General features: G+C 72.1%; 19 protein-coding genes and 1 pseudogene. 11 read left to right on the top strand and 9 right to left on the bottom strand.

Features of this window, described 5'->3' with window-relative positions; translation table 11 throughout:
* Positions 1 to 6: 6 nt before the first annotated feature.
* The 6 genes from Aut01nite_RS22350 (at position 7) to fxsT (Aut01nite_RS22325) (ending at position 8811) form a co-directional block, all read left to right on the top strand.
* The gene (locus Aut01nite_RS22350; protein ID WP_043529065.1) at positions 7 to 1014 is read left to right on the top strand and encodes a glycosyltransferase family 2 protein; all 1008 of its coding nucleotides are present in this window, start codon (positions 7 to 9) and stop codon (positions 1012 to 1014) included.
* Positions 1011 to 2051, top strand: coding sequence for a DegT/DnrJ/EryC1/StrS family aminotransferase (locus tag Aut01nite_RS22345; protein WP_043529066.1), 1041 nt, complete (start codon positions 1011 to 1013; stop codon positions 2049 to 2051). Before Aut01nite_RS22350 ends, Aut01nite_RS22345 begins: the two co-directional genes overlap by 4 nt.
* Positions 2044 to 3351, top strand: a complete 1308-nt coding sequence (locus tag Aut01nite_RS22340) for a GNAT family N-acetyltransferase (RefSeq protein WP_063958828.1) — start codon at positions 2044 to 2046, stop codon at positions 3349 to 3351. Before Aut01nite_RS22345 ends, Aut01nite_RS22340 begins: the two co-directional genes overlap by 8 nt.
* Positions 3338 to 4609, top strand: a complete 1272-nt coding sequence (locus Aut01nite_RS22335; RefSeq protein WP_043529067.1) for a lipopolysaccharide biosynthesis protein — start codon at positions 3338 to 3340, stop codon at positions 4607 to 4609. Before Aut01nite_RS22340 ends, Aut01nite_RS22335 begins: the two co-directional genes overlap by 14 nt.
* Complete coding sequence (locus tag Aut01nite_RS22330; protein ID WP_043529068.1) at positions 4606 to 5814, top strand: O-antigen ligase family protein; 1209 nt, start codon at positions 4606 to 4608, stop codon at positions 5812 to 5814. The genes Aut01nite_RS22335 and Aut01nite_RS22330 overlap by 4 nt, the downstream gene beginning before the upstream one ends.
* Before the next feature lie 93 nt (positions 5815 to 5907).
* Positions 5908 to 8811: an FxSxx-COOH system tetratricopeptide repeat protein gene (gene fxsT / locus Aut01nite_RS22325; protein WP_152628933.1), complete on the top strand. Its 2904-nt coding sequence runs from the start codon at positions 5908 to 5910 to the stop codon at positions 8809 to 8811.
* A 21-nt stretch (positions 8812 to 8832) separates the two neighbouring features.
* On the opposite strand, the gene Aut01nite_RS22320 is transcribed toward fxsT (Aut01nite_RS22325), so the two are convergent.
* From Aut01nite_RS22320 to fxsT (Aut01nite_RS22305), 4 genes are all read right to left on the bottom strand, one after another.
* Positions 8833 to 10092 (bottom strand): aKG-HExxH-type peptide beta-hydroxylase, encoded by a 1260-nt coding sequence (locus Aut01nite_RS22320; protein WP_052164208.1) that lies wholly within the window; start codon positions 10090 to 10092, stop codon positions 8833 to 8835.
* Positions 10089 to 11327 (bottom strand): FxsB family cyclophane-forming radical SAM/SPASM peptide maturase, encoded by a 1239-nt coding sequence (locus Aut01nite_RS22315; protein WP_236642953.1) that lies wholly within the window; start codon positions 11325 to 11327, stop codon positions 10089 to 10091. The genes Aut01nite_RS22320 and Aut01nite_RS22315 overlap by 4 nt, the downstream gene beginning before the upstream one ends.
* Before the next feature lie 6 nt (positions 11328 to 11333).
* On the bottom strand, positions 11334 to 11528 hold the full coding sequence (locus Aut01nite_RS22310; RefSeq protein WP_043529070.1) for an FxSxx-COOH-like cyclophane-containing RiPP peptide: 195 nt from the start codon (positions 11526 to 11528) through the stop codon (positions 11334 to 11336).
* 216 nt (positions 11529 to 11744) lie between these two features.
* A complete protein-coding gene (gene fxsT / locus Aut01nite_RS22305; RefSeq protein ID WP_161790703.1) occupies positions 11745 to 14582 on the bottom strand; it encodes an FxSxx-COOH system tetratricopeptide repeat protein in 2838 nt (945 codons plus the stop codon).
* 251 nt (positions 14583 to 14833) lie between these two features.
* Between fxsT (Aut01nite_RS22305) and Aut01nite_RS22300 the strand changes: the two genes are divergently transcribed.
* Positions 14834 to 15022, top strand: coding sequence for a hypothetical protein (locus Aut01nite_RS22300; protein WP_043529072.1), 189 nt, complete (start codon positions 14834 to 14836; stop codon positions 15020 to 15022).
* A 50-nt stretch (positions 15023 to 15072) separates the two neighbouring features.
* Here Aut01nite_RS22300 and ileS read toward each other — a convergent pair whose 3' ends face one another.
* Positions 15073 to 18210 carry an isoleucine--tRNA ligase gene (gene ileS / locus Aut01nite_RS22295; RefSeq protein ID WP_204037633.1) on the bottom strand — a complete coding sequence of 1046 codons (3138 nt, stop codon included), beginning with the start codon at positions 18208 to 18210 and terminating at the stop codon, positions 15073 to 15075.
* 293 nt (positions 18211 to 18503) lie between these two features.
* Here ileS and Aut01nite_RS22290 point away from each other — a divergent pair, with 293 nt between their 5' ends.
* On the top strand, positions 18504 to 18968 hold the full coding sequence (locus tag Aut01nite_RS22290) for a hypothetical protein (RefSeq protein WP_152629007.1): 465 nt from the start codon (positions 18504 to 18506) through the stop codon (positions 18966 to 18968).
* 24 nt (positions 18969 to 18992) lie between these two features.
* Here Aut01nite_RS22290 and Aut01nite_RS22285 read toward each other — a convergent pair whose 3' ends face one another.
* A complete protein-coding gene (locus Aut01nite_RS22285) occupies positions 18993 to 19436 on the bottom strand; it encodes an immunity protein CdiI family protein (RefSeq protein WP_043530607.1) in 444 nt (147 codons plus the stop codon).
* A 1634-nt stretch (positions 19437 to 21070) separates the two neighbouring features.
* Between Aut01nite_RS22285 and Aut01nite_RS22280 the strand changes: the two genes are divergently transcribed.
* Both Aut01nite_RS22280 and Aut01nite_RS22275 read left to right on the top strand, forming a co-directional pair.
* A complete protein-coding gene (locus Aut01nite_RS22280; RefSeq protein ID WP_043530602.1) occupies positions 21071 to 21877 on the top strand; it encodes a DUF4259 domain-containing protein in 807 nt (268 codons plus the stop codon).
* Positions 21878 to 22349: 472 nt separating this feature from the next.
* Positions 22350 to 22829, top strand: a pseudogene (locus tag Aut01nite_RS22275) (IS256 family transposase); the annotation flags it as partial.
* Here Aut01nite_RS22275 and Aut01nite_RS22270 read toward each other — a convergent pair.
* Both Aut01nite_RS22270 and Aut01nite_RS22265 read right to left on the bottom strand, forming a co-directional pair.
* On the bottom strand, positions 22826 to 23194 hold the full coding sequence (locus Aut01nite_RS22270) for an RNA polymerase sigma factor (protein WP_161790730.1): 369 nt from the start codon (positions 23192 to 23194) through the stop codon (positions 22826 to 22828). The pseudogene Aut01nite_RS22275 and the gene Aut01nite_RS22270 overlap by 4 nt on opposite strands.
* Positions 23195 to 23785: 591 nt before the next feature.
* A complete protein-coding gene (locus tag Aut01nite_RS22265; protein ID WP_161790729.1) occupies positions 23786 to 24145 on the bottom strand; it encodes a hypothetical protein in 360 nt (119 codons plus the stop codon).
* 245 nt (positions 24146 to 24390) lie between these two features.
* Here Aut01nite_RS22265 and Aut01nite_RS22260 point away from each other — a divergent pair, with 245 nt between their 5' ends.
* Positions 24391 to 25233: a hypothetical protein gene (locus tag Aut01nite_RS22260; RefSeq protein WP_052164361.1), complete on the top strand. Its 843-nt coding sequence runs from the start codon at positions 24391 to 24393 to the stop codon at positions 25231 to 25233.
* Here the strand turns inward: Aut01nite_RS22260 and Aut01nite_RS22255 are convergent.
* Positions 25142 to 26170, bottom strand: coding sequence for a hypothetical protein (locus Aut01nite_RS22255; RefSeq protein ID WP_043530595.1), 1029 nt, complete (start codon positions 26168 to 26170; stop codon positions 25142 to 25144). The two genes, Aut01nite_RS22260 and Aut01nite_RS22255, sit on opposite strands and share 92 nt — an antisense overlap.
* Between the last annotated feature and the right edge of the window lie 15 nt (positions 26171 to 26185).

Below are 26185 nucleotides of genomic sequence, written 5' to 3'. Positions count from 1 at the left end.
GCCGACATGGAGCTGCCCTTCCTCAGCGTGGTCGTGCCGTGCTGGAACGAGGCCCGGTTCATCGCCGGCTTCCTGGACTCGGTGCTGGCCGGGACGTACCCACCGGACCGGATGGAGATCCTGGTCGCCGACGGGATGAGCGACGACGGCACCCGGGCGGTCCTCCGGAGATACGCCGCCCGGGACGCGCGGGTGCAGCTGCTCGACAATCCCGGCCGCAGCAAACCGGCCGGGCTGAACCGGGCCGTCCGCCGGGCCCGCGGCGAGGTGATCCTGCGCCTCGACGTGCACGCCGACTATCCGCCGGACTATCTGGAACGGTGCGTGCGCGGGCTCCTCGACCATCCCGAGGCCGACAACGTCGGCGGGATCCGGATCTCCCGGGCCCGCGACGACACCGTGCTCGGGCGGGCCATCGCCGCGTCCACCACGAGTGTCTTCGGCGCCGGGAACTCGCGATACCGGACCGGGGCGGACCGGCCGCAGTGGGTCGACACCGTGTTCGGCGGCTGCTACCGGCGCGACGTGTTCGACCGGATCGGGCTGTTCGACGAGAAACTCACCCGGGCCCAGGACCGCGAGTTCAACCAGCGGTTGCGGGCCGCCGGCGGGTCGATCCTGCTGCTGCCGGACATCACCTGCACCTACTACGCGCGCAGCGATCTGCGGGAGTTCTGCTCCTGGACGTACGAGGCCGGGTACTGGCCGTTCAAGGCGAGCCGTCTGGTGGGCCGGTGGATCGGATCGTGGCGCAACCTCGTGCCGATGGGGTTCGTGCTGACCGTGGCGGCGGGCGCCGCGCTGTCGCCGGTGAGCCGCACCGCCCGCCGGGTGACCGGCACCGTCCTCGGCGGGTACGCCGCCGCGGCGTGCACGTTCGCCGCCCGGCTGGCCCGCCGGCACCGTGACCCCGCGCTGGCGGCCGCCCTGCCCGCGGTCTTCCTCGCCACCCATGTCATCTACGGGGCCGCGTCGGTCCGGGCGGTCCTGGAACCGGGCGGAGGCACCCGATGAGCACCGTCCTGCACTACTACCGGGGCCGGGTGGCGCTGCACGCGATCCTGGAAGGACTGCACGCCCGGCCGGGTGACGAGGTCGTGGTCCAGGCGTACACCTGCGCGGCGGTGGTGGAGCCGCTGCTGCGGATGGGTCTGCGGCCGGTCTACGCCGACATCGATCCGGCCACGTTCGGGCCGGATCCGGCCGCGGTCCGGGCGGCGGTCGGGCCGCGTACCCGGGCCGTGATCGTGCAGCACACCTTCGGGATCCGGGCCGCCGTGCCCGCGGTGGGCGTGCCGGTGATCGAGGACTGCGCGCACACGGTCCCCGGGACGATCGACAGTTCCGGCAGCGCGGCCGCGTTCTACTCGTTCGAGTGGGGCAAGCCGGTGGTGGCCGGGCTGGGCGGGACCGCGGTGGTGCACGATCCGGGGCTGGCCGCGGCGATGAGCGAGGGGTACGGCAGGTACACCACTCCCCCGGCGCGGCGGGAGATGATCACCGAGGCGGAGTACGCGGCGTTCCGGCTGGTGTCCGGCGCCGGGGTGCTGTGGCGGATGCGGGCGCTGTACCGGCGGCTGGCCGGGATGGGTGTGGTCACCGGCTCGTACGCGACCGACCCGTGGGGCGGCCCCGAGTACGGCTGGCGGATGAGCCGCGGCACCCGGATGCGGCTGCCGTCGCGGATCGCGGCCGGGCGGGCCGGACTGGGGCGACGGCGGCGGGTCGCGAACGCGTACCGGCAGGCTCTCGGTGTCGATCTTCCCGGCGTCCCGCACCGGTTCCCGGTCGCCGTGGCCGACAAGCAGCGGGCCCTGCGCGACGCCGCCGCGGCCGGTCTGGAACTGGGCGACTGGTTCGCCACCCCGGTCCACCCGCTCGCCGGCGCCGATCTGGCCGGCGCCGGCTACCGCGCCGGCTCCTGCCCGCGGGCCGAGTGGGCGGCCGCGCACGTGGTCACCTGCCCGGTCCGCGCCTCCACCCGCCCGGAGACGGTGGCCCGCGCCGCCGCCGTCCTGGCCCGTCTCGAACCGGTGGTCTCCCATGCCTGAACAGTTCCGGATCACCGGCGGCCCGTTCACCCCCGAACAGCTCGCCGCGGTCGCCCGGCTGCACGTGACCGGGGTGCCCGGCGGATTCCTGTCGTCGCTGGGCGAACCGGTGCTGCGGCTGCTCTACCGCCACCTGGCCACCAGCCCGCACGCCGCGCTGTTCCTCGCCGAGTCGGTGGTCACCGGCGAACCGCTCGGCTACATCTGCGGCACCCTGGACACCTCGGCGCTGTTCCAGGAGTTCGTGCTGCGCCGCTGGCCGATCGCGGTGCCGCTGGTGGCGGCCCGGCTGCTGCGCCCGCGGCGGCTGGCCCGGCTGCTGGAGACGATCGCCTATCCCGGCTCGGCGGACCTCACGCTGCCGCGCGCCGAGGTGGTCAACTTCGTGGTGGTGCCGTCCCGGCGCGGCCACGGCGTCGCCACCCGGCTGTTCGAGCACCTGACCGCCTGGTTCGAGCAGCAGGGCCAGGCGACGATCAAGATGGTGACCGGGCAGGACCAGGGCCGCGCCCACGGCTTCTACGAGAAGGCCGGGGCCGTCCTGCAGGGCACCACCGAGGTGCACCGCGGCACCGCCTCGCGGGTGTACGTGCACCGGATCCGCGAGGGCAGCGACCCGGTCCGGGTGAGCCGGCCCGGCTACGAGGCGGCGAAACGGGCGCTCGACATCACCGTGGCCGCCGGCGCGCTGCTGGCCACCGCCCCGGTCGCGGCGGCCGCCGCGTGGGCGGTGAAACGCGAGGACGGCGGCCCGGTGCTCTACCGCGGCACCCGGATCGGCCGGTACGGGCGCCCGTTCGCGATGCTCAAGTTCCGCAGCATGGTCGTCGACGCGGCCCGGCTCGGCGGCCCGTCCACCGCCGACGACGACCCGCGCCTGACCCGGGCCGGGGCGTTCCTGCGCCGGTGGAAACTCGACGAGCTGCCGCAGCTGGTGAACGTGCTGATCGGCGACATGAGCCTGGTCGGGCCGCGCCCGCAGGTCGCCTCGGACGTGCGGCGCTACACCGGGCCGGAGATGCGGCTGCTGGACGTGCGGCCCGGGGTGACCGACTGGGCGTCGATCGTGTTCCACGACGAGGGGCGGATCCTGGCCGGGCACGAGGACGTGGACCGGGCGTACGACGAGCTGATCCGCCCCGGCAAGATCGCTCTCGGGTTGGCCTACGTCGACCACCGCGGGTTCGGCACCGACCTGCGGATCCTGCTGATCACCGCGCTGACGCTGGTGGGCTACCGGCGGACCGGCGAGATGCTGCGGAGGTCGGTGCCGCTCGATCTGGCGCATGTCCGGCGGTGACCGGAGCCTGTTCCGGTCGCTGGTCCGGGACTACCTGGCCACCGTCGCGGTGCAGTGGTTCGTCCTGGCCTCCGGGCTGTACCTGTTCCATCTGGTCGCCGCCCGGGGCGGGCCCGCCGCCTTCGCCTACTACCAGATCGCCCGCGGCGTGGTCAGCACCCTGCAACCGGTGGTGACCGCCGGGCTCGCCCAGGCCCTGCACCGCTACCTGCCGCGCACCTGGGAGACGACGGTCGGCCTGGCCCGCCGCGCGTTCGCCGTCCAGGTGGTGCTGGCGGCGGGCACGGTGACCGCCGGGATCGTCACCGCCCCGTGGACCGGGCGCCTGCTGGGCCTGCCCGGCGCCGAGGCGGCGACCGCCACCTCGATCATGCTGGCCGGGGTGTGCCTGTGCACGGTCGCGGTGGCCGCGCTGCGCGGCGCCCAGCAGGTCACGCACGCCAACGTGGTGTCCGGGACCGCCCTCGGCCTGGTCCCGCTGGCCGCCTTCGCCCTCTCCGGCGACACCGGCGACTTTCTGGTCCTGCAGGGCGCGGGCGCGGCGCTGGTCGCGGTCGGCGGCCTGCTCACGGTCCGCCGCCGCCGCTCCGCGGCCCCGTCCCCGCACTCCCGGCCCGAGCCACGGATCACCGGCCTGCTGCGGTACGGGGTGCGCCGTCTCCCCACCGATCTGGCCCTGCCGCTGCTGTTCACCTATCCGACGCTGCTCGTGGCGGCCGTGCTGCCCGGCGCCCCGCAGGCCGGCTACGTCGGGTTCGTCACCTCGGCGGTCATCATGGTGTGCTCACTGTTCGGCACCCTGTCGCCGGTCCTGCTGCCCCGCCTGAGCCGGATGTTCCACTGGCGGGCCGAGCCGGTGACGGGCCGCCGCGTGCTCACCTGGCTGCCGGTGGCCGCCGGCGGGGTGGCCGCGCTCGCCGCGGGCCTGATCACCCTGCTCGGCCCGGTGCTGGTCCGCCTCTATCTGGGCCCGGAGTTCCACGAAGCGGCCGCCGTGCTCGGCGTGGGGATCTTCGCCGCCGTACCGCTGGCGATGTTCTACGCCGCCCGGCCCACCCTGGACGCGCTGCCCCAGCCTCCGCGCATCAACCGGCTGCTGCTGGGCTGCCTGGGTCTGGAGGTGGTTCTCGGCTGGGCCGCCACCGGGATCATGCCGGCCGCGCAGGCCGCGCTGACCGCGCTGACCGTCGCCGCGACCGTGCTGGGCCTCGCCACCACCCGTCTGGTCAAGCGCTCCCTCGCGCCCGTCCCGGCATGACCGCGCCCGCCCTCGTCCCGCCGGCCCGCCCGGGCGTGGTCATCTACCTGGCGTTCTTCGCCGCGCTGGCGGGCCGTTTCGTGCTGACCCGGGTCGGCCTGGAGGTGCCGCTGCTCAACGACGTCCGTGTCCCGCTCTACATCGGCCTGATGCTGTGCATCCTGCTCGAGTCGCACCGGATCGGCCCGCGCGCCGCCACCGGGGGCTACTGCCTGCTGCCGATCATGGGCCTGTTCGGGTACCAGCTGCTGTCCGCGGTCTGGGCGCCGTCGCACGCGGTGACCGGCCCGATGTCCGCCGACATCGTCGCGGTCGCGTTCCTGGTCTTCGTCTACTACGTCCTCGCCCGCTGGGACAGCGATCACGTCACCCGGGTGACCCTGGAGTGCTGCCACATCGCCGCCTGGGTGTACTTCCTGGCCGCCTCGACCGGCCGCGGGCACGCGCCGGGCGGCCGGTGGGCGGCGCTCGGCGGCGGCCCCAACGTGTTCGTCCGCGTCATGATCCTCGGCGTCATCACCTCGCTGTACCTGTACGTCCGCAGCGGCGACAAGCTCCGCTGGCTGATCGGCATCCCGGCGTTCCTGTTCGGCGCGGTCGCCTCCGGCTCCCGCGGCGGCATGGCCGCCCTGGCGATCACCGGTGTCATCGCCCTGATCGCGATCCGGCCCCGGCCGCGCTGGGAGCGGATCGCCAGACCCGCCGGGCTGCTGGTGCTGCTGTCCCTGATGGTGATCGTGACCGCCGGGCCGATGATCGCCGGTTTCGTGCAGTCCCGGTTCATCGAGGCCACCGTCGGGCAGGGCTACACCTCCGACCGCGACGTGCTGTTCGCCTGGGCGCTGCGGCTGTTCTGGCAGCATCCCCTGCTCGGCACCGGCATCAACGGTTTCCACGCCATCGCCGACCTGGGCGAGGGCGAGCGGTACGTGCACAACCTGCCGCTGTCGGTCGCGGCCGAGGGCGGTTTCGTCGGTATGTTCCTCCTCGGGCTGGCCTGGTTCACGCTGTGGCACGCCTACCTGCGCGCCCAGCGCCGGCGGCCGTGCCTGTCGGCTCGCACGGCCGCCTACTGCGGCATCTTCATCGGCGCGACGTCCCTGTTCTCCGGCGACTACTTCGACGCCCGGCTGATGTGGATCCTGCTGGTCCTGGCCGCGATCCGGACGGCGTCGCCGCGGGCCGGGCCGGCGTCGGCGCCCTGACGGAATGTGAGGTTTTGCGCTGATACCCGTCGGGTGGGTGTTTCCGATATCCTTCGAGGTCGGAGTTCCTCCTGCGCTCGGAGATGAGTAGCCGTGTCGGACTTGGCCTTTTCCCGGGAGAGACTCGTCGAGGCGTTGCTGCGGGTGCAGGGCCTCACCGAGCGGCCGGCGCGGGACGCCCGGCTCGAGGACGTCAGCGACACGCTCACCGTCCCGCTCACCGTCCGCCGCTCGGACGACGCGGCCGAGGATCTCGCCGCCATCATCGACGCGGTCAGCGCCGTCCCCGGCGGTCTCCGGCTCTTCGCCGAGGCGGTCATCCGCTGGCATCCGGGTGAGGCGTCCACCCGGTTCGGCGCGCTGGCGGCCGGCAGCCGCACGCCACGGTCCCGGGCGTACCGGCCGGAGGAGCGCATCGCCGGGGACATCCCGATCCGTAACCGCAACTTCACCGGACGCATCGAGTTGCTGGAGCGTCTCGGCGCCACCCTGTCCAAGACCTCGTCCACGTCGGTGCTGCCGCCCACCCTCAAGGGCCTCGGCGGTGTCGGCAAGACCCAGCTCGTCATCGAGTACGTGCACCGCAACCTCGACAGGTACGACCTGATCTGGTGGATCCCGGCCGAGCAGACCACCACCGTGCTGGCGGCGCTGACCCAGCTGGCCCTGCGCGCCGACCTGCCGATCGCCGACGACCAGCAGGAGACCGCCCGCACCGTGCTGAACTGGCTGGCCGCCGGCGGCGACGACCGGGACTGGCTGCTGGTCTACGACAACGCCGACGAGCCGTCCGCGCTGCGGCCCCTGCTGCCGTCGACCGGCGGGCACGTCATCGTCACCACCCGGATCGAGGACTGGAGCACCATCGGCGTGCCGATCGAGGTGGACGTGTTCCGCCGCGACGAGAGCGTGCAGATGCTCACCAACCGCACCAGCGACGCGGTCACGGTGCCGCCGATCTCCGCCGACGAGGCCGACGAGCTGGCCGACAAGCTCGGCGACCTGCCGCTGGCGCTGGAGCAGGCCGCCGCCTGGTACCTGGCCACCGGCATGCCGGTCCGGGAGTACATCGACCTCCTCGACGAGCGCATCGAGCTGCTCAACGAGGGCAAGCCCGCCGACTATCCGCTGACCGTCGCCGCGTTCGTGGCGGTCGCCGTGGAGAAACTGCGCGCCATCGACGAGGCGACCGCCCAGTTCTTCGCGCTGTTCGCGTTCCTGGGCGGGGAGCCGATCCGGCAGTCGCTGCTGCGCCGCGGCGCCAACGCGGACATCACCAGCCCGCTGCGCGAGGCGCTCGGCGACCAGATCCGGACCGGGCGCATCGTCCGCGAGCTGCGGCGGTACGGCCTGGCCAAGACGGTCGGGCGGCCGTCATCGACGGGCACCGGCTCCGGCGACCGAACCCCCCGGCTGCAGGTGCACCGTCTGGTGCAGCGGGTGCTGCGCGACACCCTGGAGCCGGCCCAGCGCGCCGAGACCCAGCGCAACGTGCAGCGGCTGCTGGCCGTGGCGAAACCCGGCGACCCGGACGACGAGGGCGAACTGGAGCTGCAGAGCGAGATGGGCCCGCACCTGGTGCCCGCCGACATGGTGCACTCGGGGACCGCCGACGGACGGCAGACGGTGCTGGACCACGCCCGCTACCTGTACGTGGTCGGCGACTACGAGAACAGCCGGATCCTCGCCGACCGGGCCGCCACCGAGTGGGCGAAGGACGACTCCGACCCGGAACTGGTCGGCCCGAACGGCCAGTCCACGCTGCTGGCCTGGGCGCAGGTCGCCAACGCGCTGCGGGCGCTCGGGGACAGCAAGGGCGCCGCGGACCTGCTGGAGGACACCTACCAGCGGTTCCGGGAGAGCCCGCATCTCGGGCCGTCGCACGACTACACGCTGATCACCGGCAATCAGCGTGGGCACGACATGCGCATCCAGGGCCTGTACCGGGAGGCGCTGCGCTTCGACGAGGAGAGCTACCGGCTGCACCGGGAGGTCTTCGGCGACGACGACACCTACACCCTGCGGGTGAAGAACAATCTCGCCGTCGACTACCGGCTGATCGGTGACTTCGCCCAGGCCCTGCGGCTGGATCAGGAGATCGTCTCCTATTACGACGATCAGGGCACCATCGACGCCAACGTGATCCGGTACCGGATCAACGTCGCCCGCGACTACTACGGCATCGGCAACTATCACGCCGCCCTGGAGCGGCTGCGCACCTGGCTGCCCGAGCAGGAGCGGCGGCTGGGCGCCCGGCACGGCTTCGTGCTGCTGTCCGAACGCACGCTCGCCATCACGCTGCGCAAGCTGGGCCGGGTCACCGAGGCGCTCGAGGTGATGCGGGTCAACCACGAGCGCACCGAGGCCCGCTTCAACCAGCAGTTCAACCGCAGCCACGAGTACTCGGTGGCGGCGACGGTCAGCCTGGCGAACGTGCTGCGCCAGGCCGGCGCGCTGGAGGAGGCGTCCCATCTCGCCGACGACGCCCTGCGCCGTTACCGGGAGAACTTCAACGACAACGACGACCACCCGCTCACGCTGGCGGCCGAGGTCAACCGGGCGATCCTGCTGCGCGCCACCGGCGAGTTCGACCGGGCCTTCGTGCTCAACCAGCACGCGTTCGGCAGGCTGCGGGAGAAACTCGGCGAGGATCACCCGTACACGATCTGCGCCGGGGTTTCGCTGGCCACCGACCACGCCCTGGCCGGGCGCCGGCAGGAGGCGCTGTCGCTGTCGGTGCGCATGCACGAGCGCAGCCGGGCGGTCGATGTCACGGGCCTGCCGGAACGCGACGGCCGGGAGCATCCGTACCACCTGATGCGGACCGTCAACCTGGCGCACGACCTGCGCGCCACCGGCGACGAGGAACGGGCCGGCCGGATGCTGCGCGACGCCGTCGAGCGCCTGTCGTCGATGCTCGGCCCCGAGCACCCCGAGGTGGTGGCGGCCACGGCGGGGCAGCGGCTGGACGGCGACATCGAGCCGCCGCCCACCTGATCCGCCCCGGCCGGCGGCCGGTCAGCCGCCGTTGCGGTCCCGCCAGGCGGTGTGCAGCCGTGCCAGGGTGTCCTCCGCGGCGCGCGCCTCGGCGGCCGGCACCGGCTCGGCCAGCAACCGGTCCGCGGTGCGGCGCAGTGCGGCCACGAACGCGGCGCCGGCGGCGGTCAGCGCCGCCGACTCCTCGATCGCGGTGAGGCCGCGGTCCACCTGCAGACGGGTCTCGGCGAACCGGGCGGTGGCCGCGGGCACCTCGTCGCGCAGCGCCCGCCAGGTGTCGGCGACGCCGGCGAAGGCGTAGACGCCCTGCAGCAGGCCGGGCAGCGGGCGCGGATCGGTACGCCAGGGCGCGAAGTACCGCCGCTCGTCGTCCGGGTCGGTGAGGCGGACCAGGTCCAGCACCGCGCTGAGCTTGGAGTGCTGGAACTCGTGCACCAGGGTGACCGCGAAGTCCGCGGCGCCGGTGGGGCGGGTCAGGCCGAAGACGCCGAAGGCGTGCCGGATGGTGGCGCTGCGGGCCGACCGCGGGTCGGTCTGTACGAGCGGCACCAGGGTCTCCAGCCCGGCCCGCAGTTCGGCGGCGCGTTCCGGCAGGTGGCCGGCGAGCATCGTCCACGCCTGCGCGAACGGCTCCCGCCACCGGCCGGCCTCGGCGGCCGGGAGCCGGTTCGCCGGCGGCACGTGGTGCCCGTGCCGGTACGGGTGCAGGTCGTCGAGGTCCAGCTCGATCCGCTGCCCGGCCGCCTCCGCGGTGAGCCGCCACACCGGCAGCCATCCGCCGTCGCCGCCGGCGGCCACCACCCCGTCCGCGCCGAGCCCGACGAGCCGCCCGCCGCTGGTGGTCACCCGCATCGACGCGGCCCCGCCGGCGTCGAACGCGCCCAGCCCCGGCAGGACCGCGAGCCCGTGGTGCGCCGGGACGTCCGCCGAGCCGTCGATGCCGGCCCGGGCCGCGGCGACCAGCGCGACGGCCGACAGGTGGGCCAGGTCGGCCGGCGCCACCCCGCCCTGTTCGGCGGCCCGGGCGGCGATGGCGGTCCAGCCGCCGACCAGGGGTGCGCCGATCACCGCCCGGAACCCGTCGGGGTCGGCGTCGCGGGCGCGTTCCAGCAGCTCCCGGGCGGGGTCGCCGGACGGGCCGGCGTGGTCGAGCAGGTACCGGATCAGCAGCAGGTGCTTGCTGTACTGGGCGCGGCGCAACCCGGCGACCGCCTCGGCGCCGCCGAGACCGCCGGCGAGCCGGCCGAGCAGCTCGCCCGATAGTTCGTGGACGACGGTCATGCCGGCCTCCTGGTGCGCCGCCGCAGGTCGGCGGCGACGCTGTCGTAGATGTGACGGATGAGGACCCGCAGGTCGTGGCAGTAGACCGACGGCGCCCGGAAGCCGACGTCCCGCCGGTAGCGGTGCGCGTAGTGCCCGCCGCCGCAGAACGCCACGGCGGGGCAGGCCCGGCACTGCTCGGACAGGGCGGCCCGGCCGATCTGGCGGGCCACGATGCCGGGGTGGTCGAGAGCCTGGTCGAAGTCGTTGCGGAACACGTCCAGGCCGGTGGCGCACGCGCCCGGGTAGGCGCTCTTGAGTGCGTCGACCTGCTCGATCGCCCCGTCGGACTCGACCACGACGACGCCGGAGGGGCTGAGGCCGAGCTGTTCGCCGCGGCTCGCCCCGCCGAGGACCAGGGTGAGGGCGTCCTCGAAGATCCGGATCGGGGGCGGGGCGGCCTCGGCGTACCAGCGGTCGAAGACGGCGATCAGCCAGTCGGCGTACGGGGTGGTCCCGGCGACGGCGAGCGGCGGCGGCGTCTCCCAGTTGGCGTGCGGCAGCAGCAGGTCGATGGCCGGCGGGTCGAACGCGCGCAACTGCTCGTAGCACGCGACGGGGTCGGTGTCGGCGGCGACGGTGCAGAGCAGCCCGGCGTACGCGGGCCGGAACTCGGGCCGCCGCAGCAGCCGCACGGCCCGTTCGACGGCGGCGAAGGTGCCCCGCCCGCCGGGTGTCCGCCGGTGCCGGTCGTGGTCGGCGGCGACCCCGTCGACGCTGACGCCCGCCTGGATGCGGTGCTCCACGAGCATGCCGGCGGTACGTTCGTCGAGCAGCACCCCGTTGGTCTGCATGCCGATGTCGACCCGGCACCCGTCCGGGAACGCGGCACGTGCCCGGCCGGCCAGCTCGGCGATCCGGTCCCTGCCGTACAGCAGCGGCTCCCCGCCGTGCAGGACGATCCGGACCCGGTCGAGCCGGTGCCGCCGGGCGTGCGCGGCGAACCCGGTCAGCGCGGCGTCGCGTACCTCGTCGGCCATCGTCCGCGGGCGTTCCCGCCACGACTGGTCGGCCAGTTCGTAGACGTAGCAGTAGTCGCAGGCCAGGTTGCACCGCTGGTGGATCTTGAGGATCAGCTCCCGGAAGGGGACCGGACGGTGCCCGGCCGCCCGGAGCCCGGCGAGATCGAGTTCGTCGTACGGCCACGGCGCGGGGTGCCGCGACGTGGGATCGCCGAGCAGGACCGGCGCGGACACCGGCGCTCAGTCCGTGGACACGAACGACGCGAAGGCGCTGATCACCCCGTCGCGGTCGGCGAGGGTGCCGAGCACCTGCCGCAGGGACCGGCCGAGCACACCGGAGTCGTCGGCGGCGAGGGCCTGGATCGGGAGGCCGGACACATCGGGCAGGGGGATCCACTGATCCTCGCTGGGCGTGTCCACCGATGCGGTTTCCATTTCGACCTCCTTGATGACTTCTGGCATCATTCGCCAAAAGGTTTGCCAATGTGTGCGGTTTCGCGACGCTGCACAGGGGAACAACCGACGATCTCAAGCTACGGTGCGCGCGTACGCGGCGTTCATCGCGCCGCTCCCTCGGACGCTCTCTGACGACATCTGACATCGGTGCCCGGCCCGTGTCTGACGAACCCTGACAACCGCTGACGTGTCAGGTCAGGCGCTCGGTGGCTCGATGCTCGCGAGCGCCCGGGTGCCCTCGGCGACGCTCAGCACGGCCGGGTGTCGCGCCCCCAGGACACGGCGCAGACCACCGAGAGCCGCGTCCAGCGACGGGTGATCGCCGTCCGGCTCGTGCCGCAGCCCCCGGTCGGCGGCGAAGTTCGCGGCGATCAGCAGCGTCTCCGGGTGCTGATCGCCGTACACCGACCGGGCCGTCCGGTAGGCGGCCTCGGAGACACCCCGCGCGGAGGCCGGATCGGTCACCGCGATCGCGGACGCCAGGTTCGCGGCGGCCGCGACGGTGAACGGATGCTCCGGGCCCGGACCGTCGAGCAGCGCGTCGTACGCGTCCTGCGCCGTCTCCTCCGCCGGGCCGCCCCGGCCCATCGCGATCAGGGTCGCGGCCAGGTTCACCCGGGCGGCCTGGACCAGCGGGTTCGCCGGTCCCAGCGCCTGCTGGTAGAGCGTCACCGCCTGCTCGGCGAACCGGAGCGCCGACGGCAGCTGGCCGCCCTCGCGCAGGGCGTTGGCGAAACTCATCGCCACCGCGATGGTCAGCTCCCGGACCGCGCCGACCTGCGCGACACAGGCCTGATGACAGGCGCCCAGATGCTCGGCGGCTGCCCCGGCGCCACCCATCCGGCGGACCGCGACACCGGCCATCCGGCGGGCCCGCAGCAGGTCCCGTCCGGCGCCGTGGGCCAGCACCGGCTGCAGCCGTTCCATGATCTCGCCGTAGCGGCCCAGTCCGTACAGGTCCTCGGCGATCGCGTTGAGCAGCCGGTGCGGGGCCCGCCCGTCACCGACCCCGTTGCGCATCCGGATCAGCTCGGCCTCGTCGGCGGCCAGGGCCTCCGTGAACCGGCCGAGGATCCGCAGGCTCACCGACCGGTTGTACCGGCTGGCGGCCAGCCGGAGGTCGCCCTCCGGGAAGGCCCGCCGGTGACGCTGGAGCGTCTGGTCGTCGAGCTCGAAGGCCCGCCGGTAGTCGCCGGCGATACGCAGGTCGTGGGCGCGGCTGCGGGCGAGGTCGAGAGCGAGCTGATGGTCGGCGTACGCCGGGTCCGAGCCGAGCCGCGCCATCGCCTCCGCGGTCAGCGCCTCCGCCGCCGGGTACTCGCCGCAGGCGCGCAGCGCGTTGGCGTAGTCCCGCCGGATCTGCAGCGCCAGCGTGTCGTTGCGGGCGACGGCCGGATCCCCGGCGAGGGCCGCCTCCGCCTCCTCGCCCAGCCGCCGGGCCTCGTGCGGGTCGCCGCTGCGGAACAGATAGCGGATCTGGTGGTGCGCCGTCCGGTAGGCCGCCGGCCGGCGCCAGCGCAGCAGGCCCGTCGCGCGCACGTGCGGCGCGATGGCCCGGTGCATCGGCCAGGTGTGCGGATCGTCGGGGTGACCGTCGTCGGCGGTGACCAGGATCTCGCGTACGTCGTCGCGATTGCGCCCGGCGGTCGTCTCCGGCATCAGCTCGCGCACCGCGAGCCGCAGCAGCGCCGGGAGCTCGACGCTCTCGTCCGGCGCGAGGCGGGCCAGCCCCACCCGGACCAGCACCGGGATCCGGCTGCGGAGCAGCACCTGGTCGCTGAGCATCGCCCGCAGCCCGGCCGAGACCTCGCCGCGGGCGCCCGCGGCGAGCATCGGCACCCAGACCGGGCCGGGGCCGAACCCGGCCAGCAGCGTCAGCAGCCGGACCGCGGCCGGGTCGCCCTCGATCAGCCGCAACGCGTCCCGCACCTCGGCGACGACCCGGCACGGCGGTCCGCCGCGGGACAGCGGCGCCGCCGCCGGATCGTCCAGCCGGACGGGCAGATCCTCCCAGGAGGCGACCGGCCGATGCCGGTAGACGTGGTACGCCTCGGCGAGGGCCAGCGGCATCCGGCCCACCACCGCGACCAGCCGCCGGATCAGCCACGGCGGCATGTGCGGGTCGCGTTTGCGCAGGTGCTGCGTCACCTCGCTGAGGTCCAGGTCAGGGATCTCCACGTCGGTGTGGGTGCTGTCGCGGGCCCACCCCGCGTTGCGGGTCGTCACGATCACGCTGCCGCCGACCGTACGGATCAGGGTGCGGATGTCGCCGTCACGGACCCCGTCGAAGATCAGTAGGTAATTGCGGGATCCGGCGAGAAAGGCGAACAGCCGCTCGAGCGTCTGCCGGCGATCGAGCGAGAAATCGATTTGCAGCTTTTCCGCGAGGGTCAGCAGCGAGGTGGTCGCCCGTTCCACGTCCCCGGCGTCGACCCACCAGATGATCGCGTATTCCCCGGCGTGCTCGGCGACGAATTCCCGGACCAGCTGGGATTTGCCGGCGCCGATCGGCCCGAAGACCACCAGAGGGGCGTGCGGATCACGGACGAGACGTTTCCGGATCCGGTCCAGAAGTGTTTCCCGGCCGACGAAGAATGGATCTCGATCGGGCAGCGGACCGTGCAGCACCGCCGTGGCGAGCACCTCGACGGCGGCGGGCGGCGACGGCGCCGGCGCGGGCGCGGCCACCGGGATCACCGGCAGGGCCGGCTCCACCACCGGTTCGGCCGTGCCGCGCTGCGCGGCGCTGCACAGTTCGACGCCGATGGACAGCTCCTCCTCGACGTCGACGCGCTGATCGGACATTCCGCACAGCACGATGATCACCGCGCGGATCTTGGACCAGGCGGGCAGCGGCGCTCCGCGCAGCAGCGCGCTCACGGTCTCGTGCGAGACCGTCTCCGGCAGCGGGCTCTTGCGGATCCGCTGACTGATCGTCCTGGTCGAGGGAAGACCCGCCCCCTCGTAGAGCTGGTGCAGCCGGAGAAGCAGCTCGCGGTGACTGCCCGCCGGCACCCGGTCGGGGTCTGGCATCGCGATGGCCACTTCGCACGCTCCGAGCCATGTCGCACGTCGATGGAGATGGCAGATCACCAAGGATGGCATGCCGGTATGGGCCGAACAACTGAACGCGCCCTCGGCAGCAGAATCTGTCAGCCCGCGGTGAGCGTTTGAAAACTGTCGTCAGGGCCGGTCGGCGGACAGTCAGGTGAAGTGCGGCGGACCGTTCTTCCCGGTGACGCTGGGAGGAAGTCCCGAACCGGGACACCGGATCGAGGAGAAAGATGATCGAACAATTCCATCCCGCACTGTTCGCCGTCGCGTTCCTGCTCTGGCCCGCCACCAAATCCATCGTCTTCGTCAGCGCCGCGGCGATCAGCATGTGGTCGCGCCGGGCGGAACGCAAGAAGGCCGCCGAGCGGATCATGCGAATGATCCAGCCCGGCCAGGACCAGGACGGCCAGGGCAGCTGACCGTCCGGCGCGGGGTGGGGCCGGCACGCCCCGCCCCGCGCCCGGTCGCGTCAGCCGGCCCGGCGCAGCCAGAAGGTCAGCTCCAGACCCGCGTCCCGGTGGGCCGGTGTCTCCCACGCCGGCTCACCGGGACCGAACGACGTCGCCAGGACCTCGTCGGCGACCAGGTCGCCGTGCTCGGCGAGGGCGGCGGCGAGGTCACCGGCCGCCTCGTAGCGCAGCTCGATCCGGTCGGAGACCTCCAGGCCGGTGGACTTGCGGGCCTCCTGGATCAGCCGGATCGCCTCCCGGGCCAGGCCGGCCCGGACCAGCTCCGGCGTCAGGTGCAGGTCCAGCGCCAGGCTGGCGCCCGCCTCGGAGGCCACCGCCCAGCCCTCCCGCGGCGTCTCCGTGATGATCACCTCGTCGCCGGTGAGGGCGACCGGTTCACCGTCGACGGTCACCGTGGCGGCGCCGGCGGCCAGGTCCCGTTTCAGGGCGGCGGCGTCCGCGGCGGCGATCGCCTTCGCCACCGCCTGCACCTGCTTGCCGAACCGCCTGCCGAGCGTACGGAAGTTGGCCTTGGCCGTGGTGTCGACCAGCGACTCCTCCGACGCGCTGACCGGCAGCACCGCCGCCACGTTCAGCTCGGCGGCGATCTCGGCGATCAGTTCCGGGTCCAGGGCCGCGAAGCCGGGCGCCGACGCCAGCGACCGCGACAACGGCTGACGGATCTTGACGCCGGACTCGGCGCGGGCCGTCCGCCCCAGTTCGACCAGGCGGCGGGTCGACTCGACCTGCGTGCCCAGCCGAGCGTCGATCAGGCTCTCGTCCGGGACCGGGTAGTCGGTGAGGTGCACCGACGGGGCGGCCTGCGGGTCGACGGCGACGACCAGGTCCTGCCACACCTTCTCGGTGATGAACGGGACGATCGGGGCGAGCAGCAGGGTCACCGTGCGCAGCGCCTCGTGCAGGGTGGCGAGGGCGGCCGGGTCGCCGCGCCAGAACCGGCGGCGGCTGCGGCGCACGTACCAGTTGGAGAGATCGTCGACGAAGGCGGCCAGCAGCTTCCCGGCCTCCTGGGTGTCGAACGCCGCCATCGCCGCGTCGACCCGGCCGATCAGGATGTTCGCCTCGGACAGCACCCAGCGGTCGAGGATCGGCCGGTCCGCCGGCTGCGGGTCCGCCGCGGACGGCGCCCACCCGGCGGTCCGCCCGTACAGCGCCTGGAACGCCACGGTGTTCCAGTACGTCAACAGCGTCTTGCGGACCACCTCCTGCAGGGTGGCGTGCCCGACCCGCCGCGCCGACCAGGGCGAGCCGGCCGCCGCCATGTACCAGCGGACCGCGTCGGCGCCGTGCTGCTCCAGCAGCGGGATCGGCTCCAGGATGTTGCCGAGGTGCTTGGACATCTTGCGGCCGTCCTCGGCCAGGATGTGCCCGAGACAGACCACGTTCTCGTACGCCGACCTCCCGAACACCAGCGTGCCGACGGTCATCAGGGTGTAGAACCAGCCCCGGGTCTGGTCGATCGCCTCGCAGATGAACTGGGCGGGATAGCTGCGCTCGAACAGCTCCTTGTTGCGGTGCGGGTAACCGAACTGGGCGAACGGCATGGCCCCGGAGTCGTACCAGGCGTCGATGACCTCCGGCACGCGGTTCGCGGTCGCCCCGCACTCGCAGGTGACGGTGACGTCGTCGACGAACGGGCGGTGCGGGTCCAGCGCGGACAGATCCCGCCCGGCCAGCTCACCCAGCTCCGCCAAGGATCCGACACAGGTCAGGTGGCCGTCGGGGCAGCGCCAGATCGGCAGCGGGGTGCCCCAGTAACGGGACCGCGACAGCGCCCAGTCGACGTTGTTGGTCAGCCAGTCGCCGTACCGCCCGTGTTTGATCGTCGCCGGCTGCCAGTTGGTGTTCTCGTTCTCGCGCAGCAGGTCGTCACGGATCTCGGTGGTCCGCACGTACCAGGACGGCTGCGCGTAGTAGATCAGCGGGGTGTGGCAGCGCCAGCAGTGCGGGTAGCTGTGCTCGTACTGCCGGGCCTTGAACAGCAGACCCCGCTCGCGCAGGTCCTCGACCAGGGTGGCGTCGGCGTCCTTGAAGAACGTCCCCCCGACCAGGCCCACCTCGGGCGCGAACGTGCCGTCCGGGCGGACCGGGTTCACCATCGGCAGCCCGTACGCCCGGCAGCTGGTCAGGTCGTCCGCGCCGAACGCGGGCGCCTGGTGCACCAGGCCGGTGCCGCTGTCGGTGGTCACATAGGCCGCCAGGATGACGATGTGCGCGTCCGGCACGTCGACCAGCTCGAACGGCCGCCGGTAGGCCCACCGTTCCAGCTCCTTGCCGGTGAACGTCACCCCGGTGGGTGACCAGCCCTCCCCGAGCGCCTGCTCCACCAGCGCCTCGGCCACGACGAGCTGCTCGCTGCCGTCGGAGGCGACCACGTAGGTGACGTCGGGGTGAACCGCCACCGCCGTGTTCGACACCAGCGTCCAGGGGGTGGTCGTCCACACCAGCAGCGACGCCCGGCCCGCGAGGGGCCCGGAGGTCAGCGGCAGCCGCACGTACACCGACGGGTCGGCGACGTCCTCGTACCCCTGCGCCAGCTCGTGATCCGACAGCGCCGTCTGGTCCCGCGGGCACCACGGGGCCACCCGGAAGTCCTCGACCAGCAGCCCCTTGTCGAAGATCTGCTTCAGCGACCACCACACCGACTCGACGTACTCGGCGTCCATCGTGCGGTAGGCGCCGGCCATGTCGACCCAGTAGCCCATCCGCTCGGTGAGCTGCGCGAACGCGTCCGTGTGGCGGGTCACCGAGGCGCGGCACCGCTCGTTGAACTCGGCGATCCCGTACGCCTCGATGTCCTGCTTGCCGGCGAAGCCGAGCTCCTTCTCCACGGCCAGCTCCACCGGCAGGCCGTGACAGTCCCAGCCGGCCTTGCGCGGGACGTGGTAGCCCTTCATCGTGCGGTAGCGCGGGAAGACGTCCTTGAAGACCCGGGCCTCGATATGGTGGGTGCCGGGCATCCCGTTCGCGGTCGGCGGACCCTCGTAGAAGATCCAGTCGGGCCGGCCGGCGGTCCGTTCGAGGCTGCGGGCGAAGACGTTCTCGTCCTGCCAGAAACGCAGCACCTCATGATCGAGGGCGGGCAGGTCGACCTGCGCGGGCACGGATCGGTACGACCGGGACGGTGTGGCGTGCATCGGCCCATTGTGCCGGGGCCGTCGTGGTCGGGACGGGCGGGTTCCCCGATCCGGCGGTACGCGAGCGGCCACGCCCCGATCCGGCCGCGCTCCCGGTCCCGCTCCCGCTCCCGCTCGACGGGGAGGAACGGCATCTCCCGGGCCGGCCACGGCCACGGCAACCGCCGCCACGGTGTCCGCCGCCGTGTTGCCGGGTAGAGCCGCATCGCGACCAGCTGCCGCACACCCATGCCCACCGCCGGCCGACGGCGCCCGCCTACAGTGCCTCCATCGACGACGCGTGGGGAGACACGGTGGGATATTCGGGCATGATCGTGGTGGCGCGGACGGATCGGCCGCTGGCCGGGTCGGCCCTGGTCGGCGGGGTCGGCGTGCTCGACGAACTGGCCTTCGCCGGTGGGTGGCGGTGCGCCCGGCTCGACGGCGAACTGCCGGGAAGCCTGGACGAGGTGGTGGCGGCCACCGGAGCTCCGGCGCTGCGCGCCTACGTCCTCGACAGCGACCTCGCGGACGTGCGGGCCGCCGGCCCGCACGGGGCCCGCTGGCACACCTATCTGCACCCGGACGTCGCGGCGGAGTTCAACGCGCCGCCGCTGGAGCAGTCGGCGGAGGAGATCGTCGCCCAGGCCGTGGCGTGGGCGGCGGAAGCCGGTCACACCGTGGACCCGGCGGCGGTGGCGGCGGCGCTCACCGCCACCGGCGCGTTCGCCGAGGACACGCTTCTCGACCTGCTCAAGGTGCTGGGCGTCAACGCCTGACCGGCCGCCGGTGGATCGCGCCGGTCAGGGCGGGGTGATCCGGCGGCGCTCCCCGCAGACCGGGCAGGACGGGTCGCGGCCCTGCGACGGCCACAGGTAGACGACCGGCATGCCGGTCTCGGCCGCCAGCCGGTCCGCCAGGCTCCGGCCCTGCTCGAACCACCGCCGCCGCTCGTCCCTGGTCGGATCGGGACGGTCGTCGTGCAGGGAGGCGAAGTCGGGGCCGCGCTGGTGCCGGTCGTGCCAGTCGGCCCAGTCCTGCAACGCGGCGCCGAGATCCGTGCTCAGCCCGAGCGCTCTGGCCGGCAGGTTGCCGTGCACCTCGCGGGCCGGCTGATCGCCGCGCGCCGGCAGGGTGAACCAGCCCCAGACCGGAAACGCCCCGTAATCCGGCATGACGTCGAGCCGGCGCCGGTCCTCGGGGCGCCCGTGGCGGCAGCCGGACGCGTGCAGCAGTGGATCGTCCATGATCGGCCGTCAGTCTAGGAAGCGGCGGGGGCGGTGCGGTGACGAGGGTGAACGGGCGGGGACTCTCCACCGGGATCCGTGCGGTCCCGAGCCGCCCGGCCGGGGCGCGGTGGTCCGGACGGTGGGCGGCGGCCGGGGCCTCACCGGACTGCGGGGGCGGATCGGGCCGGCCGGCGGGGTGCCGTCGGCCGGGCCGCTGCCGGACGGCGGGTTCGAGGTCACGGCCCGTCTACCGGTCCGCCTGTTGAGCGCCAGCAAACTGACCACCGGTGCGCCGGGTAAATGTCCGGCGGCGAGGTCAAAATCAGAAGCCGATTGGCTGATCGCGGTAGTGGAGGCTGTAGAGCAGCAGGCCGACGGTGCCCGGGCCCGGGCCGCTTGCCGGCGGGCTCGCGCACTACCTGCGCCCGCCGCCGCGGCCACCGGCGAGCACGCCGAACTCGACTGAAACACCTGAGGAGGGCTGCTCGGCAGCCCTCCTCAATGATCAACGCCGTTTGCGGCTAGTGACACGTTCTCACCGGAAACCCCCTAAGACGCCACGGCGGTGCAGGAATCAGGCACGGAGCGAGACGAGAGCGACCGGGGCCGATTAACAGGTCCCCCGATAGGCCTTAACATCCCATTTACCTTTGCCGATAGGGTGGCTGCCCGGTGGGAGGTCAGACGGCGTTCGCGTTCCGTCGTGCCAGGCCTGGACGCAGTAACCGGATCCGACGTAGATGCCCTGCACCGTGGTCCAGCGCCACTTGCTACAGGTGCCCTCGCCGGGATACAGGACGCCGTCGTACGCCTGCCTGCCGTCCGCTCCGTACCGGCCGTCCCAGAAGTGCATGACACCGACGCCAACGGAGCCCGTGTTGGACATGAAGCTGTCGCCGATGCACACGATCGGATCCGCCGAGGGCGCCGACGCGGCGGATGCGGGCGAGGCCATGGCCGCACCCAAAGCCAGAGCGACTCCCACTACGCTTGAGAATTTAACGACCGTCTTCATTTTCGCGCGATCCTCTCCTTCAGAGACCTCGGGAACGCCGCAGGCTGCGGTTGAATCAAGTGACACGACCCTAAGGGGGGCAAAGTTCGCCAGTCAACGAAAGACGAATATCGATGGAAAGTAGTCGGCCGCAGGCTCGCCGACTTCACCGACCAGCGGCTCGCCGGCGAGCGGGTCGGTCTAGGCCGCCGGTGTAGTACGTGGCCTGCGCCGCTGGCTCCTGCTCCACGGCTACGGCTACCACATCAGCAACGCCGACACGGGCCGCTTCCACGTCCGTGAAATCCCCCGAAGACCCGAGTCGGCGAAGACCTCGATCCCGACGCGGCTCGCTAACCCGCTCCTCTGCCGGGAAGAACGCGGTGACCGACACCAGGTGCCTGACGTCTTCCGGGACATTTACCTGGCGCCCAACACCTACTCGACTGTCCGGTCCAGCTGAGGAGTTCGGTCGGCAGACCGCTGACCAGTGCTCCGAAAAGTAGGTCTGGACGATTCTGGTGTCGATCGTCTAGATCAACTTTTCGGATTCGACGGCGGGCACGGTCCCTGAAACAGATTCGGGGAGGCCGGCAGCCGATCGGTCTGAGCTTGTAGGTTCACGTCGGTGATCGTCCTGCGAAGGAGGTAGCGCGGCATGGCAGCGTTCGGAACTGGCGCCTTCTCCAGTGATGGTGCCCTGAGGTTCTTGAAGGAAATCGCCGAAAAAATTCCTGAGCGGCGTGCCGCAACGTTGGAACGTCTGTTCCAGTCGGTGAAAGACCAACCCGAGCTGGTCGGGCACGACTTCCTTCCGGATCAAGTAGTCGCTGCGGCCGCCATCGTTGCGGCGACGGCTCTCGGTGGCGACCAGTTCGACGAGCGTCTCCAAGCGTTGGCCACGGATGATCCCGCCTTCGATGCTCGGCTGCCGACGCTGGCGGATGGCCTGGCCGGTGCAGCACTCGAGGCGCTCGGCTCTGTCGCCGACCGGTGGCGCCAGGATCGGTCGAAAGACACTGGCGCCGTCGAGGCAGGTCAGACGATCGCCGCGCTCTCACAGGTACTTGCCAATGTCAGCGTTCTGGATGACCTCGACGCGATCTGGAATGACGCCTGTGACTATGGGGCGGATGGGGACGTCCCCGAAGGCACTCCGCTCGGCATCCAGCACCTTGCTTCCTTGCTGCGCATCCATGGTTCCGTGATGGGTGGAGGCCTGGCCTTCGCCCTGGAGGTCAACGAGCCTTTTCGTGTCAGGCGCGCAGTCGAAGCTCTGCACTACTTCGGGTTGACTGCGGCCGCCGAGCTTCTGGAGGACACGCTCGGGCGCAGTTTGAAGAGCGAGGACTCCGATTCGTGGCCAGCCGGCGACGACCTTGATGGCCTGATTGATGGCGATGTGTTGGACGGCGCTTTCCAAGCGAAAGCGATGAAGGTTCCGGCCGACTTCGGCCGTGACTGACCGGGGTCCGGTCAGCGCAGCGATAGCCGATGCTCCCGGCCCTGCGACAGATGCCGTCGATGGCGAGCAGGCAGCTCCGACCGGGCGCGAAGATCGATTCTACGGCGGCAATGTGCATCCAACCTGCACACCGTCCAACATGTGTGGAGAGTGGGGTCCCTGATAGTGGTGTAACGCGGTTGGCGTGATCGTCTCCGTCGGACATCCCGTCCGGCATAGAGCGCGGCCATCGCGTGATCTTTCGAGCGAACGTCTCACGGAACTCTCGAAAGGGATCATCACGATGGCCGCACCTCACATCATCGACCCTGCCGGCCTGCTCGGCCAAGCCCTCGGTGACGCGTCACCGGATCTGATGCGTCACCTGCTGTCCACTGTCATCAACAGTCTGGTCCCAGCACCTCTGCATCTACTGCCATACAAGACCAACGATGGATCTTTTTCATCTCCACGGCTTATTTCGATACAGCTTCATTTCGCCGCGAACTTGATGGGGGTTTGCCCGAAATCAGCGTGGCCGGCGGTCAAGACCATGCTGCATTCGGTCTACGACCAGCCCGACCCGGCCTCGGTCCACGCCCAGTTCGACAAGCTGCTCGACTCGGTCGGCGCATCGTTGCCGAAAGTGGCCGCATACCTCGACGACGCCCGTGCTGACCTGCTCGCCTTCACCGGCTTTCCGCAGCAGATCTGGCGGCAGATCTGGTCCAACAACCCGAACGAGCGGCTGAACAAGGAGATCCGCCGCCGCACCGACGTCGTCGGGATCTTCCCCGACCGCGACGCCGTCATCCGCCTCGTCGGCGCCGTCCTGGCCGAACAACACGACGAATGGACCGAAGGCCGCCGCTACTTCGCCCTCGACGTCCTCGAACGCGCCCGCAAGACACCTGCCGCAGCCACCGCCGAGGCGGCCGGCCTGCCCGAACTAGAGACCGCAAACAACCTCTAACCAGCACGACTCGAAAGATCAGCTGTTACACCACTTCCAGGGGCTTGACCCGCGTGCCGCAGATTCGATCGAACTGTGCTGGCAGAGGAACCGGTGTGCTCGGCGATTTCATCGGCAGCGAAACCGTCGATGGCCCATGCCATCACTTCCCTCTGCGCTGGTGGCAACCTGCGCAGCATCTCGATCAGGTGCCGGGCATCGGAGTCGTAGACGTCCAACTCGCCAGCGTCACTCACGGCGGCCCGCTGGAGCGCCTCGCTTCGACGGTTGCCCTCCTTGACGTGTTGCCAGTACATCCGGCGTGCGACGGTCCGCACATAGGCATGCGGGCGGATGCTGGCGGTCTGCCAGGCGTTGAACGTCACGACCATCGCGTCCTGAAGGGGTGGAGGCGGGGGACGGCCCGTTCGCCGTACCGCGGGAGGGGTTCGATCCGGACGTGCCGGGAGGCGCCTCGCCGGGCGCGGCCACCGGGTTCCGGCGCGCTCGCGGGGCGGGCCCGGCGTGGGCTGGCGATCGCCGTGACCGTGCCGCCGGTCCTGGTGGGAGCGCTGGTGGCGGCGTTGATGGTGGTGTACGCGCGGGACAGTCACACGTCACGGCTGTCGCCGGAGCGGTACGACGCACTGCGGCTCGGGTGAGCCGGGCGGAGGTCGCCGGATCGTTGCCGCAGCGTCAGGTGCCGGAGGGGCGCGACGAGGCCGGGCCAGCCCCAGCGGCGACCGTCGATGGAGTCGGCGCCGTGGCGGTGGGGCGGCCGGACGGGCCGGCCCGCGCGGCGTCGATCCGGCGGACATCGCGGGCCCCGGCCGGCACACCGCCGGGGAAGGCGGCCGGTAGGGCCACGGTTCCCGGCTGTTCGACCGAGGCGAAGTGTCCGTCGGGCCGACCGTAAGGCACCTTAAAGATCAACTAGCCTGCTGCTTCAACTCAAGATCCACTGGAGCGCCACCGTGTCACACCCTGCCGAACAGCCGTCCTTCGGTGGCTACCCGCCGCACGGCGAATATCCACCCGCACAGCCCGGGTACCCGCCCGCGCCGGGCCAGCCCGCCTACCCGCCGCCGCCCGGATACCAGGTGCAGCAGTACCCGCCGCAGTACGGGGCGCCGCAGGGTCAGCCGTACCCGCCGCAGCAGTACCAGCAACAGCAGTACCAGCAGCCGTACCCGCCGCAGTATCCGCCGCAGCCGGCACCCCAGGTCGTGATCCAGAACAGCATGAGCGCGACGGCCATCGGCGGCGGCTACGGGCGGCGCAAGCACCAGTCGGTCGGCGTGCACATCCGATCCGGCGCGCTGATGGCCGGTGCTCAACGTCGTGATCGGGGTGCCGGTGCACGTCCTGGCCGGCGGGTGCTGAACACCCGGCGGACACCGGAGGGCGGCCGTGAGGTCACCCTGGAGCATGCGCAACAGAACGTGCCGGTCCAGCGCGCCTGGTTCTGGTACCCGGTCATCTCCCTGGTGCTCGTCGGCATCGAGCTGTGGTCCGGCGGCCACCGGAGCGCCGTCTGGGTGCTCGCCGCCGTCGGCGGGATCGCGCTGGCCGCCTACCTCGGATGGGCGAGCCGGGAGTACCGCGCCCCGCCATCGCGCAGGTCGTCGGGTCACCGGACGGTGAGCTGGTCACCGAGCGGGCGGCGGCCGCGGACGGCGCCGGCCCACCGGTCCGGGACAGGGTTCCGGACAAGGTGTTCCGGGCCGACCCGTTGCGGCGCTGGTCGGCTTACGGGTCCGAGGTGGACCTGCTCAATCCGTCGGGTGTCACCACGGGGCTGGTCGACGGCATGCCGTTCACCGTGTTCGCGATGACCGACAGCGCCGCCGGGCTGCGGAAGGTGACGGGCACGATGCGGACCGTCTGCCTGGTGCATCTGCCGGTGGCGCTGCCGGATCTGCGGCTGCGGCCCCGGCTGCCGCGCGAGGAGGAGTCCGGGCCGATGCCGGCGGTGACGCGGGAGCCGCCGTGGAACTACGACCTCGTGGTCCGGGCCGTCGCGTTCGACGCGCCGGAGGGCGATGGTGATCCGCGGGAGATGCTGATCGCGGAGACCGAGGTCCCGGGGTTCGGCGAGGCGCTCGTCACGGCGGAGGTCGTCGAGGCGTCGGTGCGGGCCGGGATCATCCACTGGCGGCTGCACGGCGGCGACCTGATCCACGTCAGCACGCCGGGGCTCGGCCGGCTGCTGACCGACGCGCCGTCCACCGCGGTGGTGACCGGGCTGGCGCGGATCGCGCGGGCGTTCCCGGCGGAGGCCCTGGAGCGCTTCCGGATCGTGCCGCCAGGGGCCGGCCGGGCCGGGGTGACGGTCAGCGCGCGTCCTCCCGTACGGCCGCGGGGGTGGTGGTCCTGGTCTGCAGACGACGGGCGAGCAGCGCCACCGGCCAGAGCAGCAGGGTGAGGACCGCCAGGACCAGGTACTCGGCCATCGGGACGCGCAGGATCTCGTGGAGGTCGGCCAGGTCGCGGCGGGTGTAGACGGCGGCGGCGCCGGCCAGCCAGGCGGCGAGGAGCAGCCGGCGGGTCCGGGCGGACAGGCCCAGCCCGTGCATCTGGGTGATCACGAAGACGGCGAGGAAGCCGAACAGGAAGCGCGGCCAGGCGCCGTCGGCTCCGGAGTTCATCACCGCGACCAGGGTGCCGTGGACGGCGACCATCAGTTCCAGGCTGAGGGTCCACCAGCGGTTGGTGTGCGCGGTGGTGAAGATCAGGCAGCTCTGCAGGAGCAGCAGGAACATGTAGAAGAAGCCGATCAGGTGGCCGCTGGTGGTGACCATCGGGTGGTACCAGAAGGTGTAGACGATCGCCCAGGAGAACAGGTAGCCGTGATAGCGGCGGGCGAAGTCGATCACGACGGCGGGGATCGGGGCGGGCCGGCCGGCGACCAGGCCCCGCCTGCGGTTCTCCATGATCAGGACGACGACCAGCAGCAGGACGACGGAGCCCTGCGAGCTGAAGATCGACACGTCCTGGGCGAGACCGTCGTAGAACAGCCGCGACTGGAGCATGTGCAGGGCGATGAACCCGAGGTTGGCGGCGATGGCGATCACGTTGACGCGTTTCAGGCCGCGGCTCCACCGGTGCACGCGGGTCTGCGCGTAGTAGATCAGGGCCCAGGACACGATCTGGTGGGCGGCGTAGCCGAACCACGCCGACAGCCGGGTCCAGGCGGTGGGTTCCGGGAGCTTCCACTCGTACCAGGCGGCGCCGCGGTCGGGCAGCAGGGCGACGTCGCTCAGGGACTGCCCGGCCAGCCACACCAGGCCGGTGAGCAGGGCGACAGCCGGCACCGACCAGAGCAGGACGCGTTCGCTGCGCCCCTTCGTGTCATTGACCACGGAGGCAGTATGGCG

The organism is Actinoplanes utahensis (assembly GCF_016862455.1).
GTDB classification, from domain to species: Bacteria; Actinomycetota; Actinomycetes; order Mycobacteriales; family Micromonosporaceae; genus Actinoplanes; species Actinoplanes utahensis.
This window is presented reverse-complemented; position numbering and strand designations above follow the sequence as displayed.